12 protein-coding genes are annotated in these 17,679 nt (G+C 49.6%); 8 read left to right on the plus strand and 4 right to left on the minus strand.

All coding sequences use genetic code 11. The features are described 5' to 3' along the window. The first annotated feature begins 10 nt into the window (after positions 1-10). From ACWIP2_RS03500 to ACWIP2_RS03510, 3 genes are all read left to right on the plus strand, one after another. Positions 11-595 carry a hypothetical protein gene (locus tag ACWIP2_RS03500; protein ID WP_448518514.1) on the plus strand — a complete coding sequence of 195 codons (585 nt, stop codon included), beginning with the start codon at positions 11-13 and terminating at the stop codon, positions 593-595. Between the two features lie 148 nt (positions 596-743). Beyond that, the gene (locus tag ACWIP2_RS03505; RefSeq protein WP_448518515.1) at positions 744-1,529 is read left to right on the plus strand and encodes an MIP/aquaporin family protein; all 786 of its coding nucleotides are present in this window, start codon (positions 744-746) and stop codon (positions 1,527-1,529) included. A gap of 685 nt (positions 1,530-2,214) precedes the next feature. Next, a complete protein-coding gene (locus ACWIP2_RS03510) occupies positions 2,215-2,364 on the plus strand; it encodes a hypothetical protein (RefSeq protein ID WP_448518516.1) in 150 nt (49 codons plus the stop codon). Between the two features lie 170 nt (positions 2,365-2,534). Here the strand turns inward: ACWIP2_RS03510 and ACWIP2_RS03515 are convergent, their stop codons facing one another. Next, the gene (locus ACWIP2_RS03515) at positions 2,535-3,038 is read right to left on the minus strand and encodes a hypothetical protein (protein ID WP_448518517.1); all 504 of its coding nucleotides are present in this window, start codon (positions 3,036-3,038) and stop codon (positions 2,535-2,537) included. Positions 3,039-3,467: 429 nt separating this feature from the next. Here ACWIP2_RS03515 and ACWIP2_RS03520 point away from each other — a divergent pair, with 429 nt between their 5' ends. After that, positions 3,468-5,348 carry a redoxin domain-containing protein gene (locus ACWIP2_RS03520; RefSeq protein WP_448518518.1) on the plus strand — a complete coding sequence of 627 codons (1,881 nt, stop codon included), beginning with the start codon at positions 3,468-3,470 and terminating at the stop codon, positions 5,346-5,348. A gap of 159 nt (positions 5,349-5,507) precedes the next feature. Then, complete coding sequence (locus tag ACWIP2_RS03525; protein WP_448518519.1) at positions 5,508-7,028, plus strand: M28 family peptidase; 1,521 nt, start codon at positions 5,508-5,510, stop codon at positions 7,026-7,028. A 55-nt stretch (positions 7,029-7,083) separates the two neighbouring features. Here the strand turns inward: ACWIP2_RS03525 and ACWIP2_RS03530 are convergent, their stop codons facing one another. After that, positions 7,084-8,184 (minus strand): TolC family protein, encoded by a 1,101-nt coding sequence (locus tag ACWIP2_RS03530; protein WP_448518520.1) that lies wholly within the window; start codon positions 8,182-8,184, stop codon positions 7,084-7,086. A 101-nt stretch (positions 8,185-8,285) separates the two neighbouring features. Here ACWIP2_RS03530 and ACWIP2_RS03535 point away from each other — a divergent pair, with 101 nt between their 5' ends. The 3 genes from ACWIP2_RS03535 (at position 8,286) to ACWIP2_RS03545 (ending at position 12,308) form a co-directional block, all read left to right on the plus strand. Next, on the plus strand, positions 8,286-8,651 hold the full coding sequence (locus ACWIP2_RS03535; protein ID WP_448518521.1) for a hypothetical protein: 366 nt from the start codon (positions 8,286-8,288) through the stop codon (positions 8,649-8,651). Positions 8,652-8,729: 78 nt separating this feature from the next. Further along, positions 8,730-11,087, plus strand: coding sequence for a TonB-dependent receptor (locus tag ACWIP2_RS03540; RefSeq protein ID WP_448518522.1), 2,358 nt, complete (start codon positions 8,730-8,732; stop codon positions 11,085-11,087). A 681-nt stretch (positions 11,088-11,768) separates the two neighbouring features. Further along, complete coding sequence (locus tag ACWIP2_RS03545) at positions 11,769-12,308, plus strand: YceI family protein (protein WP_448518523.1); 540 nt, start codon at positions 11,769-11,771, stop codon at positions 12,306-12,308. Between the two features lie 7 nt (positions 12,309-12,315). Here the strand turns inward: ACWIP2_RS03545 and ACWIP2_RS03550 are convergent, their stop codons facing one another. Further along, positions 12,316-12,648 (minus strand): helix-turn-helix domain-containing protein, encoded by a 333-nt coding sequence (locus ACWIP2_RS03550; RefSeq protein ID WP_448518524.1) that lies wholly within the window; start codon positions 12,646-12,648, stop codon positions 12,316-12,318. A gap of 72 nt (positions 12,649-12,720) precedes the next feature. Continuing rightward, positions 12,721-17,535: a T9SS type B sorting domain-containing protein gene (locus ACWIP2_RS03555; RefSeq protein WP_448518525.1), complete on the minus strand. Its 4,815-nt coding sequence runs from the start codon at positions 17,533-17,535 to the stop codon at positions 12,721-12,723. Positions 17,536-17,679 lie beyond the last annotated feature (144 nt).

Genomic DNA, 17,679 nt, shown 5'->3' on the forward strand with positions numbered 1-17,679 from the left:
AATTTTTGAGATGTCTCTTTTCAGTAAAAATCAGATCCGACTAATTACCAGTCTGATCCGCATTACCATAGCGCGACCAACGATTGTATCTTTTAATGAACTTGATTTTACAGGAAACCAAACAGGCAGACAAAGCCGTTATTTGCAAAACCAAACAGTGCAGATTGCCATGAAAACCACAAAATCTATCCTTGCGCCTCAATTGAATTGCCGGCACTGCGGCAAGCAGATCCAGTACGTTACCAGTGCAGAGCAGCAGTTCTGTTCCAATACCTGCCGCAGCCGCTTCAACCAGTCGGTGCGTTTGCAGCAGTACGCCGGGATGACGGTATCGCACCTGGCGACGGCTCGCCGCAGCACTAAAAAAAGCGCACAGCCCGAAGCCGCCATTCCGCAGCCACAGCCGCTGACAGCGCTCAAGCCAAGCGCTGAGGTGGTTGCCTTTGCCAAAGATGCTACGCCAGAGCAACTGCTGGCATTGTTGGAAAAAACGCTCGTAGAATTAGCAGAAGTAAAAGCACAAAATGCTGTTTTTCAGGAGGAAATAGGGAAGTTTCGCAGGGTGGCCGGCAATCTGTTTTACCTCGCAGGCTAATAATCATGGTTATGTCGAACAATGTTTAACGCTGTGAAGTTTTGAACATAGTTTGATTCATTTCACACGTTAAATTTTGGGGATAAAAAAACCTGATAGCTTCTGTCAGGTTTTTTTGTTTACTTCAGATGTAAAATGAATTCAGACTATGACAACATTTGCAGCCGAACTGCTCGGCACATTCCTCCTGATTCTGTTTGGCAACGGCGTTGTTGCCAATGTGGCCCTTGCCCGTACCAAGTCGCAAAATGGCGGCTGGATTGTCATTACAATCTCTTGGGGACTTGCCGTAGCAATGGCTGTGTACGTTGTCGGGCGCATCAGTGGCGGGCATCTGAACCCTGCCGTTACGATCGCACTGGCTGCTACGGGCGCTTTCCCGACGGCGGATGTACCTGCCTACCTGCTGGCGCAGTTGATCGGGGCATTTCTGGGGGCAGCCACTACCTTTGCCTATTTCCGTCCGCACTTTGCCGCTACGGCAGATAAAGACACCAAATTAGCGGTGTTTGCTACCTTACCTGCCATTGATAAGCCGCTGAACAACCTGCTGAGTGAGGTTATAGGAACTTTTGTGCTTGTGTTGGGCATCATGGGTATCGGCGCTAACCAACTCGCCGACGGCATCAATCCGCTACTGGTGGGGCTGCTGGTTGTCTTAATTGGCTCGGCGCTGGGCGGCACTACGGGCTACGCCATCAACCCTGCCCGCGATTTGGGGCCACGGCTGGCGCATTTCCTGCTGCCAATTCCTGACAAAGGCAGCAGCAACTGGGGCTACGCATGGATACCCATAGTCGGACCGATCATCGGCGGAACAGCAGCTGCACAGTTCTTTGAAGTCATCGTAAAAGGCAACGATCCGGGCTGGATTTTTTATGTCGCTTTGCTGCCTGTGGTTGGTTTGTTGCTGTGGAATATTTTTAGGGATTAGGGGGGTTATGTAGCGTTTATATACATTACTTTCATCAATTAACTATCAACTGTTATGAACCATTCCACTGAGGGCATAACGCTGTACGCGCTTTTCATCAATGACATCCTCGATATTTATCGGGACAAAAAGGAAGAGTATGCAGTAGGGTAGCAAATTGGGGCGAGGCTGGGAGATTGTGCCACACGAGCGAAACAGTATCACCATGCGCCGCACACAAACCTTCAACAGCAAATTACAGCTTGATCTGCTTTCCGGATTGGTTTAAGTGTAAAGATATTTTCGGCGTAACTGTTGATTATGTAGAAAAAGAGTCCGATGGTGCGGAGTATGATATTTACATTATCCGCTGGACGAATCTCAAATAGTACAGCCTGAATGTGTTGCTACCACTTTTTTATGTAGCCTTCGTTATGCTTATTTGAGAAGTAATACATTATGAATTGCATGATGAGTAAATCGAGGCTTTCCTAAAAGGCTGAATATAGCACAGTCTTTAGTCTGTAGCTATTTGATTATCAAATGATTAGTAGATTACACTAAAGTCCGTGTTACTTTTGGTACACCCTCAGAACAAATGGGGCAGGGTTAAATTCGATGCTATCAATATGCAATGCTTATGAGATAAAAACTGCACAGTAGATGATTTATTTCAGTATTGGTTATTTTGCTACCTAAAAATACCATGAAACAAACTTTCCTTGCAACTCTTGCTGCTGTTGGCTTGCTGTTTTCCTGCGAACAATCGTCTGATAAGTTATCTAATGAAGTCGCCGTACAAATACTGCCCGACAGCGCAGCTATCGCAAAAACAATCCTCGATTTTTACACCTAGTACGCTGCTAAAGAGTCGGTTGTCTATAAAATAACCTTTACCAACGACTCAGGCGAATATCTGACCCTCAACGAAGAGAGTTTACGGGCTTATTTGGCGCAATTCAAAGCATCGGGCTGCATCAGCGATGAACTGATTGCCAAATTGGGCTGCGATTTGGGTGTAGCCTATTAGCGGTATAGGTTGTGCAGGCTGATGCGGCACTTTTTCAGTTGTCCGCCGCTGAACTCTTTGCCTGATTGCGCCCCTTGAATCAGTTCGTCAATGCTTAGTTCAATCGCGCCGATGAAGTCATCCTGATTGCTCAGCATACCCGTGCGGGCGATGGAGTAGTCGTAGTCATAGAAGCTGATGGTGATTTTTTCGCCCGGCTTCATGTCTATTACGTCCGATTTTTCCAGCCATTGGGTAATAAATTTATTATCTGATGTGCCTGATTTGTAAACCTGCCGCCCGGCGATGGTGATGATGTAGTACGGATCGGGAGCCATTTGCTCTTCGGTAACGCCAACATCCCAGCGCTCATTTTTTTCGGTGCGCTCGGCTATTTCCGCATAGCTGATGTTCAATTGGAAGCGCGTAATGCCTTTGGGCGGCGGAGTAACAACGGCAGAAGGCAGGTTACATGCGCCTAAGGCGAACAGCAAGAGGGCTGGAAAGATTAAGTTTTTCATAATTGATGTAATTAATACTTTGCGAGCTTTGCGTCAAATCGTTGCGTCCATGGCGGTTTAATTTTTTACCGCAAAGGACACCAAGACTTGCGCGGAGAATGCCGAGGTTAAATTCGTTTGAGGATAGCAAATCAACCATGCAAAGGTAGGCATTCGCCGCGTTTTGCAAGCGGGCTAAAAATCTGCCGCTATCCGGCAGTACATAGATTTTTTTGATTGTATTTTCACATGGCAGGAGACGCTTTACATACTAAAGATCTGCGAAAATTCGCGAAATCCACCTTTATCAGCGTTTCCCAAATTTAGCTACAACTTATTCTCCGCAAAAATGCGGCGAATAACTAAGCGATTCTCCGCATGACTGAACAAAATTCTTGACAAATCCGTACCTTAGCCTATTCGTTCTTAAAAACATAAACTTTAGATCACATGAAAAAGCTATTTTCAACGTTGTGGGTTGCTTTGCTGGTAGTTTCAGCAGCGCAGGCGCAATACGAAAGATTGAAAGTGCAGCCCGCCCAAATCAAACAGGGCGACATCGTCAAAATTACTTACTCCGCTGCCGGAGGGCCTATCAAAACCGCTACTCAACTATTTGTAACTGCCTATGCAATTGCCGCCGACGAAACCAACGAGCGCATCCAGATAGAGATGAAAGAAACTAACGGCGTTTGGGAAGGTTCATTTACGCCGCCTGCCAACGCGGTTGGTATTTTCTGGGACGTGCGCACTGCCGACAACGCGGACAACAACGGCGGCGAGGGTTACTACTCACTCATAGCCGATAAAAACGGCGCTTTGCTGCCTCATGCACAAGGTGCTATGGGCGTTTTTTATGAAATGACAGGCGTTGGCTTGATTGGCGACAGAAACGAAGCCCTCGCCAACCAATTATTTGAGCGCGAAATGCAGAGTTTCCCTGCCAACAAAAGTCCATACTTGTTTCATCTGGTGGGCAATTTGATAAGCAGCAATAAAAAAGATGCTGCCGAAAAATACATGGCAGATTTCAATAACCTCATCAAGCAAACCGCCAGCTTCAGAATTGAAAGAGAGTTCATCATGGCGCAAAGAATTGCCCAGATGCTGGAGAGAAAAGAAGATGCCGAGCGGCTGGCTGCTGAAGGTTTGCAGCGTTTCCCTACAGGCGAAGTTGCAAAAATGAATTTATTCACCGCCTTCCGCTCCGCAACTGATTTGGAAAAGAAACTCGCTATACTAAAAGAGTTCCGCGAAAAGATCGGCATTGACGAAAGGTTATTCCCCAACATGACGATGATGGTTGTGCAGGAATACGTCAACCAATCTCAATGGCAAGAAGGCTTACAACTTGTCAAGTCTATTCCATTGGAAAATAATACTGTATCAATTTATAACAGCACAGCGCAGATACTGGCACAGCCTAAAAATGCACAATACGATCTGGCGCTGCCGCTGGTGCAAAGTGTGATAGCGTTTGCAGATGAACAAGTAAAGTCCGCCATCGCAGCAGCCAAGCCCGACATGAGCATGACTACAGCGCTTGCCAACGCAAAAGGAATCGCGGGCGGCATATTCATGCAGCAAAACAAGCCTGCCGAAGCGCTCCCGCTGCTCGAAGCCGCTCTGCCTGCCGAAAGAATGATGGGCGGCAGCTTGCTTGAAAACTACGCCAAAGCACTGGCAGCGGCAGGCGAACCTGCCAAAGCATTGGAAACCGTTTCCAAAATGGTGCGCGAAAACAAAGGCAATGATGCCATTAAGGCTTCGCTGAAAAATATTTATGCTAAAGCCAAAGGCAGCGAAACAGGCTGGGAAGACTATTTGAAAGGATTAGAAGCCGAAGCCCAAAAGAAAATGGTAGCAGAAATCGCCGCCAAAATGATTGACGAACCCGCGCCCAACTTCAAGCTCACCAACTTGGCAGGCGAAACCGTATCGCTAGAAGGCTTGCGCGGCAAGGTGGTAGTCATTGACTTCTGGGCGACATGGTGCGGCCCTTGCATCGCGTCCTTTCCCGGCATGAAAAAAGCACAGGACAGTTTCAAAGGTCGCGATGATGTGCAGTTCCTTTTCATCAATAGCTGGGAGCGCGTAGAAGACAAGAAAAAGCAAGCCGAAGAGTTCATCACTAAAAAAGCATATGACTTCAACGTGCCGATGGACGAAGACAACAGCGTGATCGGTTCGTATAAGGTCAGCGGCATCCCAACCAAGTTTGTCATAGACAAGCAAGGCAGAATACGTTTCAAGAGCGTGGGCTACAACGGCTCAACCGACCTGACCGCACAGGAAATGCAGATTATGATTAGTTTGCTGGCGGAGATGTAAGAAAATACAAAGCATTCGCCCTATGACTCGATGGCATGGATACGCACATTGAAAAGGCGTAAGTCCATGCCATTGATTTTGTCCGGAAATAAAACCTAATGCTGCATGATACCAGCGGTTTTTCCGCTATATTTCCGCTTGGCTAAAATTTTAATAATTATGCTGAAAAAAAATATGCAACACAGTTGCAAATATCTACTTGTTTACCTGTTTGCCTTGAGTATTACCACCGCCTACGCGCAGAAAAATAAGGACAATGACCTGACACTTGCTCAACAAACCATCAGCCGCGCCAAAATAGAAGCACACATTAGCTTTCTGGCTTCCGACGAACTGAAAGGGCGCAATACACCTTCTCCCGAACAAGAGATTGCCGCCCGCTATCTTGCCGCGCAGTTGCAGAGCTATGGTGCAAAGACTTTGCCTGCGCTGGGCAGCTATTTTCAGCAGGTAAAACTCAAAACCCAGAAAAAATCGAAGGCTAAAATTGCCTTCAGTTTCAATGGTAAAAACTTTGAGCAAAACACACATTTGTTAGCGATTGAAGGCGGCAACATGTCCGCAGACGGTGGCATGGTTTTTATGGAGTACGGCAAGGAAGAGGAGTTTGCCAAAGCCGATGTAAAAGGCAAAATCGTAGTCGTTAAAGCAGGAGTAGGCGAGGGGACAGATGCCCGCCAATGGTTTGCCGACGGGCGTAAAAAGCACATGCTCGCAAGCAAAGCAGGAGCAACAGCCCTGATCGAACTGTATAACAACCCGATGATCCCTTGGCGTTTTCTGGTGAATTACCTCAGCGGCGATCAACTCGTATTAGACAAAGGCGATAGCAAAGAAGACGGTATCCCGCACCTCTGGCTGAACGATCCGGATTGGAAAGAAGCCGGCGAAATGAAACCCGAAGCAGCCTATCAGGCCAAACTTGCCATCACAGGAATGGAGATCATACGCGCGACCAGCCCGAACGTAGTTGCTTTCGTAGAAGGAACAGATCCTAAGCTAAAGAATGAGTATGTTGTTTACTCTGCGCACTACGACCACATAGGCATCGGCAGACCCGACGCAAACGGCGATTCCATTTACAATGGCGCACGCGACAATGCCGTCGGTACGGTAACAGTACTTTCAGTTGCCGAAAACTTTGCTAAATATCCGACTAAGCGTTCGGCGCTGTTTGTTTTCTTTACAGGCGAAGAAAAAGGATTGCTGGGCAGCGAGTGGTTTATAGAAAACAGCCCCGTGCCGCACAAGCAGATGGTATATTGTTTCAACAGCGATAACGCAGGCTACAACAGCACTGCTATTGCAACGATCATCGGTCTGAGCCGTACTACGGCAGATACCTATATCAAGCAGGCTTGCAAGGCTTTCGGACTGGAAGCCACCGACGACCCAGCCCCTGAACAAAACCTCTTTGACCGCTCGGATAATGTGAACTTTGCCGCAGTGGGGATTCCTGCACCAACGTTTAGCCTTGGCTTTACGGCTTTTGACGAGGAAATCAACAAGTACTACCATCAGCCCGGCGATCAGGCGAATAACTTAGACTATGATTATTTGCAAAAATTCTTTTCTGCCTACGTCTATGCTTCGCGCATGATTGCCAATGCCCAAGAGATTCCTTTCTGGAAAAAGGGAGATAAGTACTTTGAGGCAGGCAAAAAGTTATACGGTAGATAAAAAACAGCAGCGTGGTAAATTTTACCGCGCTGCTGTTTTTATCGCATAAAAACAGCTAACGCTTTTCCCAAATGATCGGTTCGCGATGCTGGAAGTCGTAGAGCGTAAGTTGGCGGAGTTCGTAATAAGCCGTCCAAAAGTTGCGCAGGGCGCTGAGGTAGCCTCGCTTGGCTTCGTCTTTCGCAGCCAAAATATTAACCAATTCGTTGATACTGATTTTAGAAATCAGGTAGCGGTTTTGGGCGATTTCGTAGCTGCGCTGCGCCACCTCGTCGGAGCGACCGACCACTTTGAGCTGCTCGCGCAAAATGCGAAACTGCCGCACTTTCTGAACTACTTCCTGTTCAAAGGTCAATTCGTCCTGCGAAACGGTCGAGTTAACCACTTCGGCATTGGCTTGTGCCGTTTTGATACGCGCCTGCTGCCTTCCCCAGTCTATAATAGGAACGGTCAGATTCACGGAAGCCAGTTGCTGGTTCTGAAAGTTGGTGTACGCATCGCCAATGGTAGCGGCGCGTTGGGTGAAACCGAGCGATCCTGTGATCATAATATCTGCACCGTTATCGCCACGGGCGCGGGCTACTTCGCGGTCAGCCTCTAAACGGCGGCGTTTCAATGCAATAAATCGCTCGCGATTATTTTTGGCTTGTGCCAAAGCAGTAGCTTCATCTACCTCAAAATCAGGTATTTGCGTAGGTGGGATCAAAGTAAAATTTTCCAGCCCGGCCTTGTTACCCAACAGAATTTTGAGCGAAAGCAGGTTGTTTTCAAAATCTAATTGCGCCTGTGTGTATTGCAGCATGGCACGCTCAAGGTCGCTTTGGCGGTCTTTCATTTTGCCGATCAGCTCCGAGCCGTCCAATGCGGCAACAAAGTCTCCTTTCTTAACCGATGTTCCTTCGGGTACAATATTGCTGATTTTGAACTGGTACACGCCGAAGGCATTCACCCCCTGTGGCCCCATAATCTCTACGGATTTTTTGGCAGCCAGCTCGCCGGAAGCATTGATGGCAACCGTAAAATCACCTTTTTTGACCTGTGTAACCAAGTAGCCGCCTTGTCCTGAACTGCTGCTGCGGTAGTAGAAGAAGGCAATTAGTGCACATACCGCCAAAGCAGTCAGTATGACACCGTTGCGACGAATGTTTGCTTTCATTGTTGAATTAAATGGCTGAAGTTTTGACGTAAAATTTGCCAAATATAGGAAAAACAAAATACCAAGCGCCTTATCTTTGCGTATATGCGTTTCTTAATGTTTTGAGAGAAAGAGTTGCGATAAAGAAACCTGTTGTATGGATCCTTTTAGGCTTCTGGACGCTCATCATGCTCAACAGCGTGATGTACAGGCACTCGCATCGCCTGCCCGACGGTAAGATCGTCTCTCACGCGCACCCCTACAAAAGAAGTACAGACGAAGCGCCTGCCAAACCGCACGAACATACCGACAAGGAGTTAGCGCTGCTTCAACTTATTGATGGACAGGTGTTTGAGCCACCCGTATCTCCGGTACTCAACCTGCTCATTCCTTATACTGCGCAGGCTGCCGAAACTTTCGTATATGTCTGTTCTCTCCTTTCTGCTTGCAGCATCTACTATGCAGGTCGCGCCCCGCCACAAGTTTAGTTGAAGCTCCCCCTACGATTCATATCAACCTGACAACGGCTTTCCATTGTCTTTTAACTTATTTGTGGCATTCCAAACATGAAAAAATATATAGCAGCTTTTGCAGCTTTTATTTGCTGCATAGTAATTCCTGTTGCCTTGGCACAGGCACAGTTCACGATCAAAGGTGTAATCACCGAAGCAAACGGCGATCCGATTCCCGGCGCTACTGTTCAGTTAGCCGCGCAGGGTAATATCTCAGGCACTGTATCTGACCAAAATGGCAACTTTGCGCTCAAGGTCAATACAGAAGGCACCTACAAAGTAATCATCCGCGCTGTGGGTTATCTGTCGGTAACACAGGAGATGAAAACAGGTGAAACCGCTGCTATTCAGTTGGCAACCGACGTGCTGCACTTGGAAGGCGTGGTGGTTACAGGTACGCGTAACGAACGCGACCGCAGCACAGCGCCCGTAGTAGTAAACATCAGCGATCAGCGCATTTTTAATGCTGCGCAGGCGGTCAGCCTATCAGAAGGTTTGCGCTTCCAGCCCGGCTTGCGCATTGAAAACAACTGTCAGAACTGCGGATTTACACAACTGAGAATGAACGGATTGAGCGGCCCTTATACACAAATTCTGGTAGATAGCCGCCCGATTTTCAGCGCCCTGAACGGCGTTTACGGCTTGGAACAAATCCCTGTAGCGATGGTAGAGCGCATAGAAGTTGTGCGTGGCGGTGGCTCGGCGCTCTATGGTGCAAATGCTATTGCAGGTACGGTTAATATCATCACCCGCGAACCTGTCGAAGATTACTTTGAAGCAGGCATTAACTCTGGTCTGATCAATGGTCAAATTTTTGAACATACCGTAAACGCCAACGGCGCAAGCATCAGCAAAGACGGTAATAAAGGTATCAGTTTATTTACTTCGGCACGGACACGCAATCCGCTCGACCTGAACGACGACGGTTTTTCAGAACTGACGCTGCAGCGCAATGTTGCAGTAGGTGGCAAAGTTTTTTGGAAAACACAAAACAGAGGTAAATACACGGCGGAAATGCACTATATCCGCGAGCGCCGCCGGGGCGGCAATCTTTTCGACCGCGCCCCGCACGAAGCCGACATCGCCGAACAAATCATCCAAAATGTCTATGGCGGACAGATCGCCTATGAGGGCTACTCTGCTAATTTCCGTACCCGCTACGCCGTCTATGCTTCGGGACAGAAGACTTTCCGCGACAGCTACTACGGCGGCGGCGGCAACTCCCCAGACCCCGAAGCGCGTGCGCAAGCGCTGCTGTTCTATGGCAACACCTCCGATCTAATAATGGTCGGCGGTTTACAACTAACCCACAGCATGGGCGAAACCGACAAAGGAATGACCCTGACAGCAGGCGTAGAGGCTCAGCACAACGATGTAACCGACCGCATGCCCGGCTACGAGCGCAGCATCGCACAGCGCGTAAACGGTGCAGCAACCTATGCCCAGTTGGAGTGGAAACCACTCGAAAAACTTACCATACTTGCGGGCGGACGCTTTGATGTAATGAATCTCAAAGGCAACTACAACTTTGGCGTAGGAGAACCTTCTCTGAACGATCGCACCTTTGCCGTATTTAACCCGCGTACGAGTTTGCTTTGGCAAACAGGCAAATTCTCGCGCATCCGCATGGGCTATGCACGCGGCTTCCGTCCGCCGCAAGCCTTCGACGAAGATCTGCATATCAAAACACTTGGTGGTACGGCACAATTTATCCGCATTAACAGCGAACTGCGCAGCGAAACTTCTAACAGTTTCACCGCCTCTTTCGATCTGACCAAGAGCAATCCGGTGCGCCCGCTTTCACTATTGATCGAAACATTCTACACGCGCCTCAATAATCCTTTCGTACTGGAATTTTCGGGTGAGACTACTCCGGGCGGGGCAGCATTTATATCCGAAAAACGCAACGGCGCAGGAGCCTACACGACAGGTATCAACCTTGAGACCATGTACGCCATTGGCAACCGCTGGCAGTTCCAGGCAGGGGCAACACTGCAACAAGCACGCTACACGCAGCCCGAAGCTGTACTCGGCGACGAGGAGACAGGCGAGGAAATTTTCACCGATCGCATATTGCGCACCCCAGACATCTATGGCTATGCGCTGGTTACGACCAAAGTATTCAAGACTCATCAACTGAGCCTAACGGGGGTATTCACAGGGCCAATGACTGTACCTAACGAGCGCACCCTCGAACTGGTACGCACCCAGAGTTTCACTGAACTGAATCTCAAGTGGGCAAAAGAGTTCAAACTGGCACGGCACAGCCATATGGAACTCAGCGCAGGGGTACAGAATATTTTTAACAGTTTCCAGCGCGATCTGGAAGTAGGCCCCGAACGCGACGCAGGCTTTGTTTATGGACCCATCAGGCCGCGTACCATCTTTGCTGCACTCAAGTTTCATTACTAAAGTACACGAATGTTAAAAGTCATATTTGCTATTTAGCGAGTAAAAAGTTTAATTTTATTCCTTAAACTTACACTAGTAAGATATGATTTTTTAGAAAAAAAGTTGCTCAAAATTTTGGTAATGAATTTTTGAGGGCTATTTTTGAGCAAAAATCATTTAAAAAATTACTCGAGTAACTAATAGATGATTTTTAAAGGCAAATGGAAGAGATGGCGCTGTTGAACAATTTGCCTGTCATTTGATGAAGAGCTGTTTCAAACTTGCTTTAATACCATAGGGTTATCTTGTTAGTGGGTATGTCTTGTAGATATACCTACTTTTTTTACTTCTGTAGGATGTCATACTAAAATGAATCATCTACCATGTAGTTTTTTATCCTGTAGGGAACGGGTAGTATCGAAATCATCCCTCTAAAAAGGCTGAATGTAGCACAGACTTCAGTCTGTAGCTATTTGATTATCAAGCAACTAATAAATAACAGACTAAAGTCCGTGTTACTTTTTAGACAGCCTCGATTGACCTATCATGCAAGTCATAATGGTATCATACACAAGAAATGCCTGTTTCGTGTAAATGTTTTAGACATTCAACTAAATTTAACATAAGGTTAATTATTAAACAAAACAATTAGCTTCTCAACAGGTTTTTAATGCATGCTTATTGCCAAAAGCACTTGCCTATATGATGCAGCAACTTATGCTATTACTGCCGTTGGTTGGGTTGATTGCAGCCCATGCTTTTGCGCAGAGCGATGCCCCAAAAATCAAAACGGATGTCAGTTTTACAATCAAAAATGCAGGCATCAATGTAGAAGGTACTTTTGATGAGGTCAGCACAACCCTTCGCTGGGACGAACAAGCACCTGAAAACACAACCATTACCGCCAGAGTAGTCGTGAGTAGCATCAATACCAATATCCGCGCCCGCGATCGGCATCTACTCAGGGAAGATTACTTTCATGCCGCACAATATCCTGATATTCGGATATATTCCCGCAGCATCAAGCGCAAAGACAAACAAAACTGGGAAGGCGAATTTGACCTCACCATGCGCGGAATCACCAAAAAACTAACTATTCCCTTTAGTTACCAAAAAACAGCGCAGGGTGGCATCTTTTCAGCACAATTCAGCCTCAACCGCCTTGATTTTCAGGTAGGAAAAAGCAGTTGGATCATGGGCGACGAGGTAAAGGTGCGAGTGCGGATAACTGAGCTACACTGAATTTCCTTCATGGCTGTTGCTCTTTTTTCGGGCGCTTGGGGGCGCGTTTTTTGGTAACAAGACCGATGTCCTGCAACTTTCGCCCCAGCGGGTCTTCGGTAATGCCTGCCAGCCAGTTTTTTTCCAGCCCCATTACGAACAGCACTTGTATATAAGCCCCAATAGCAACCGTAGGCGTTCCTTTTTCAATTTGCCACAGGGTAGAGCGGCTGATACCTGCACGCTCTGCCAGTAAACTTGCACTGATGCGCCGACGGAGTCGTGCCAGACGAATAGATTCGCCAAACTGTTCTAAGACCTGCCGCGCAGTAGGCAGCAATATGACTGCTTTGGATTGCATAACGTCTGATATAACAAACAAAAATACATAAAATGTCTGATATATCAAACGTTATGATATGCTATATCACCCCTATTCCCGAATTACCTGCAACCAGCCTTTGAACTCTTCTACGACCGTTTGCCCGTCTGCCGCAGGGCGTGAGGCGCGGAGCAGGTAGTAGTAAGTGCCCGAAGGATAGCCGTTGCCGTTCCAATCCTGTTGGTAATTTTTACGGTTGTAAATCAATTGATGGGAGCGGTTGTAGATAAAAATTTCGTTTTCTGTGTAAGGTTCCAGATTCGGGATGACAAAAGTTTCGTTTCTGCCGTCGCCGTTAGGCGTAATGACGTTAGGCACGGTAATCGGATGGCGGAACGTCAGGCAAATATCATTGCTCCACGAGTGGCGGTTGCCACCTGCTTCGCGCGCCAAAATGCGGAAACAATGCGTGAAGCCCTCTTTGCCGCTGAAATCGTTGAATTGCAGCGCGTTACCGTTAACGGTTGTCAGCAGGCGGAAGTCCGGTTCGTTGTCCAATTTGCGCCAGATTTCGTATTGCCCGACGCGCCAGCCGCTGTAGCCGTTCCAGTTCAGCCTTATGCCGTCGGAGGCTTCGTCTGCTGCTCCGCGCAGCCAAATGCTGTTGTGCGGGGCAGTCGGGTTGATGTTGCAAGCCCAGCCGACGGATTGTTTTTCCAATCGGTACTCATAGGCGCTTTCGTCGGTGGCGAGGTTCAAGTCGGTGAAGAGCGAGTCAGTCGGGCGAACGGTGCCTGCCACTGCCCACTGCATCTGCCCCAAAGGACGACGCGAAAGCACAAAATTCTGCGGAAAAGCCAACGCATTGCGGATGCGGAACTGTACCTCTATGTTGCGCTCGTTGGCTTGCTGCACACTCACGTTGCGCATTTCCAACTGCGGATTGTCGTAATAAATGTTGAAAACCAAGGGCAAGCCTTCGCAGCCGCCCGCGCTGCGCTGCATCACCGAAAGGCGCTTGGGGAATGACAGCGTATCCCAACTCACTACAATTTCCTGCTGATTATCAGCGATTTGTGTAATCGTTCCACCGCTGATTGTCCAATTGAAGCTGCTGCCCTGCGCACCGCTCACGGCATAGCGCAGCCCTTGCGTGCGAGTCGGGCAGAAAATAGAATCCGAAGCGATGAGGCGCGTAATAGGCAGCGGTACAATCTGCACAGATAGTGTAATGAGTTCGCCCTCGCAGCCGTCGCCTGAAATTTCGCGGACGCGGACTTGTGGCTGTAGAGTAGTTGCCGCTGCTCCCCAGTTAACAGTGATGCTGCTGCCGTTGCGGTTGCCTGCAATCGCGCCGCCGATGACTTCCCATTCGTAGCGCGAGCCGGGGAAACCCGCCAGACTGTAATTGCTCGTGCTGTTTTCGCAAACCTGCGCCAAGCCTTGCACCTGCAAATCGGGATTGGGTGCAGGATTGATGAGCACGCGCAGGGTGTCGGATGCACCTGTACAGGTGCTCAGCGGCGTTGTTAGGCGCTCTGTTACTGTAATCCACTGCGCTCCCGTGCCTGTCCAGTTGACGGAAACGCTGTTGCTGCCCTGCCCTGAAACAATCGCGCCACCTGCCGAAGTTTGCCACGTAAATACAGCCCCTGCATTGGGGCGCACCTGATAGCGGATATTTTGGGCGCGGGTGACGCAAAGCGTATCGCGGCTGCCGAGGGTGCGGATATTGCCCGTTTGCAGTTGCAGGGTCAGGCTGACGCGGAGCGTGTCGCCGCCGCTGTTGCACACCGTCGGGTCGGCATAGCCTACGATGATGCTCGCCGCAGGATTCAACGCCCCCCAATTGACAATGATTTCGCGGCTGCCCTGTCCACTCTGGATGCTGCCGCCTGTAACTGCCCAGGCGTATTGCACTCCCGCCTGCGCCGAGTCTAACCGGTAGCGCACCTGCCCCGAACCCGGACAAAGTACGGTTTCGCCGCTGATTTTCAGCTTAGGAAAACGCGGTTCAACAGCAATCCGGAAAGTATCGGTAGCCGTGCAGTTGTTGGCAGTAGTTGTGAGAATATAAGTCAGCGTTTGCCGCGTTTGCACGTTGAGGCGGAACACAGGATTGGCGATGGTATCGGCGCTCAGGTTTGCCGCAGGCGACCAGCGGTAGGTATAGCCTGCCACAGGCGCAGCGCCCAGCCGCAGCGTATCGCCCGAACAGACGCGCAAATTGCCGGTGCGTCCTGTGTTCAAAGGCGGAAAAATAGTTACCTGCACCGTATCAGTGCTGAAACAGCCCGCAGCGTTGCTCACGCGCAAGATGTAGCTGCGGCGAATCGGAGTATCCCCCGTATTTTCTCCCCTGATGGTCGGATTGGCGATAGTGGCGCTGGAAAGCCCTTCGGCAGGAGTCCATTGGTAGCGCAAGCCTGCCACAGGAGCAGCGCCTAAGTTGATGGTTTGCCCTGCACAAAGCAGCAAATCCTGCCCTGCATTGGCAACAGGACGGCGATAAACGATGACATCAATGGTATCGCGGTAGCTGCAACCCTCCAAAGTAACAGTCTGGATGTAGCGCGTCCGCACCGAGTCCGCTGTTACGTTGTCAATTTGCACAAAAGGACGCGCTACGGTCGCATCGCTCAATCCTGTGGCAGGAGTCCAGCTGTACGTTATGCCTTGTATGCTTGATTCCGTGCCGATTTGGGCGCGTTCTCCTGCACAAAGGCGCACAGGAGGCTGCGGAGTAGCAGGGCGCGGCAACAGGTTGGGGCGAATGGTAAAGGTTATCGTATCTGCTTTGCTGCAATTGGTTTGCGGATCGGTTGCCGTGAGGATGTAGCGCACGGTACGCGGCGTAGTACCCTCATTTTCAGGAGTAAAGATCGGATTGGAAACTTTGTCATTGCTTAGCCCTGCGGCAGGAGTCCACTGGTAAGTGATGCCCTGCTGCGGAGCAAATCCCAAAGGCACGGGAATATTGGCGCAAACGGTCTGGTCTTGTCCCAAATCGTTTTGCACGAAGCGCCGGCGAACCTCCACCGTATCGCGCCCGACGCACTGCCCAAAGTTGGTAACTGTGAGGATATAGCGTCCGGGTTGGCTAACGGTAATGGTCGGCGTAGTTGCGCCTGTACTCCACTGGTAGCTCAGGCGCGCCGCCGCCGGATTGCTGATGATGCCTCCGCCGCTGAGCAAAATAGGAGTATTATTACAAATCGTGGTGTCCCTGCCCAAATCGGGGCGCGGCTGCTCAATCACCTGCACTTCTTTAACGATGTCGGTAAAGCCGCAGGCAGTGCCCGTAGCCGCCCTCATGCGCACATTGTAAATGCCACCACGGGGGTAGGTATAGCGCACGGTTTGCCCGCGCTGTACGGGCGAACCATCGCCAAAATCCCACTCGTAATTGGTGATGCCAGTGCCTCTTCCCGTAAAGGTCAGCGGCGTTCCTTCGCAGGCAGGCAGCGCGGCAATATTAAAATTAACTTCCTGATTTTCAAATGTTGCTGCTGCCGCATAGGCATATGCATCAGGCCCGTTGTAGCCGTAGATAAATGCGCCGAAACCGTCTCCCGAAGATTGCAGCGTGTAGCTGGGAATCGTAACACCTGTTCCGACTTCAATCACGGCGTAAGAAAAGGCAGGGTCTGCCGCTAAGGGCTGGAAAGCAAAAGGCGCAATGCTACCCGTCGGGCTGGTGATGCGAAACGAAGCAGTGGCAGCAGTCCGCATCAGTACATTGATAAAGTGTCGCTCGTTTTGCGGATTCGGGTTGTTACTTCCTCCAAACATACGGGCGGGAGTTACCGTTACGCGGGTCGTCGCCTGATTCAGCGGCGTGAGCATGAGCAGTGAAGGATCGCCCGCCCGCGGAACTGAGCCGTTACAAGCCTGACTCAGCGTAATCTGCGCTACCGAAATTGGTTTATCGGCTTCTATCAGCAGCCCGCGGGCAATGTCTATACCATCGGCAGTACCCGATAGTGCGGTGTAATTCTGCCCGCGATTGAGTGTAATCGTTTGCGGCGCTGCGCCGTTGTTCAGCGTAATCCGCGTATTGTCCTGCGAGGCAATGATGCGAAAAATGTAACCGCGATTGCGAATGTTTTGGTCGTTGGTGTAAGGCGTAAGCGCATAGCGCGTTCCCCATGTGCTGACAGGGTATTGCTGCTCCCACAAATGTTGCAGCGAGTTGGCAATACAGCCCGGCAAAGTAATAATCGTTGCTGTTACCCCTGCAAAAACCGCAAAAGGTTTGCAGGTGCTTGTCCCCGGCACAGAGCGAATAACCGTACCGCTCAAATCAGGACGCGGCTGTCCGGGAGGCACGTTTGCGCCAATCATCTGAAAACTCTGCCCGGCATTCAGGGTAATTTGGAAGGGCACATTGGGCGCTCTGCCGCCCAGCGTAGGCGCAGAGGGAATGATTTCTATAGCGGTGTTATCCTGCGTAGCGACAATCACAAGGTTGCTGTTGCCATTGCCCGACTGCGGCGCGATGGTCGTTACGATGTATTCGCTGTTGCTGCCCAGCGCCTGCACAGGCAGTACAATCGTGGACTCCGTCCGTGCGTTGCTTTGGTAGGTCGCAAAAACGCTGATGTCTGCCGTTGCCGTAACCTGAATGCCTGTGTTGCGCAGCCCTTCGCCGTTGGGAACAATCGCCGGATTAGTCAGATTAAGCTGCGAAGTAACGCCGGGTACAATGGTTATGGTAGTAGTAAAATTAATTCCCGGAATGCGAATAGTCGCCTGCGCATTGGTTTCCGAAGTCAGCGCCAGTTGGTATTGGATGTTTCCGTTGGGAATCATCTGCATAAAGCTACACCAGAACTCGCGCCCCTTGGTGCTGATAGTAGAAACCTGCGCAAGGGCAAACACATTAATCAAATAATAAAATACAAACGAGAGTAAAATTTTCCGCATAAACTTATCGGGCAGTGTGTTGCTGTTGTGTCATTAACAAATATGCGCATTTATGCCCGACTTTGACCATTTGGCAATGCGATGGTTTAATCGGCGCAGAAAATAAAAAAGGCTTTTGTTGCCGATCAACAAAAGCCTTTGAAG

It is taken from the genome of Rhodoflexus sp. (genome assembly GCF_053489755.1).

Coding starts and splice junctions, on each gene's coding strand:
- ACWIP2_RS03520 (WP_448518518.1), top strand. CDS start 3,468: ATGAAAAAGCTATTTTCAACGTTGTGGGTTGCTTTGCTGGTAGTTTCA.
- ACWIP2_RS03545 (WP_448518523.1), top strand. CDS start 11,769: ATGATGCAGCAACTTATGCTATTACTGCCGTTGGTTGGGTTGATTGCA.
- ACWIP2_RS03515 (WP_448518517.1), bottom strand. CDS start 3,038: ATGAAAAACTTAATCTTTCCAGCCCTCTTGCTGTTCGCCTTAGGCGCA.
- ACWIP2_RS03540 (WP_448518522.1), top strand. CDS start 8,730: ATGAAAAAATATATAGCAGCTTTTGCAGCTTTTATTTGCTGCATAGTA.
- ACWIP2_RS03530 (WP_448518520.1), bottom strand. CDS start 8,184: ATGAAAGCAAACATTCGTCGCAACGGTGTCATACTGACTGCTTTGGCG.
- ACWIP2_RS03550 (WP_448518524.1), bottom strand. CDS start 12,648: ATGCAATCCAAAGCAGTCATATTGCTGCCTACTGCGCGGCAGGTCTTA.
- ACWIP2_RS03500 (WP_448518514.1), top strand. CDS start 11: ATGTCTCTTTTCAGTAAAAATCAGATCCGACTAATTACCAGTCTGATC.
- ACWIP2_RS03505 (WP_448518515.1), top strand. CDS start 744: ATGACAACATTTGCAGCCGAACTGCTCGGCACATTCCTCCTGATTCTG.
- ACWIP2_RS03525 (WP_448518519.1), top strand. CDS start 5,508: ATGCTGAAAAAAAATATGCAACACAGTTGCAAATATCTACTTGTTTAC.
- ACWIP2_RS03555 (WP_448518525.1), bottom strand. CDS start 17,535: ATGCGGAAAATTTTACTCTCGTTTGTATTTTATTATTTGATTAATGTG.
- ACWIP2_RS03510 (WP_448518516.1), top strand. CDS start 2,215: ATGAAACAAACTTTCCTTGCAACTCTTGCTGCTGTTGGCTTGCTGTTT.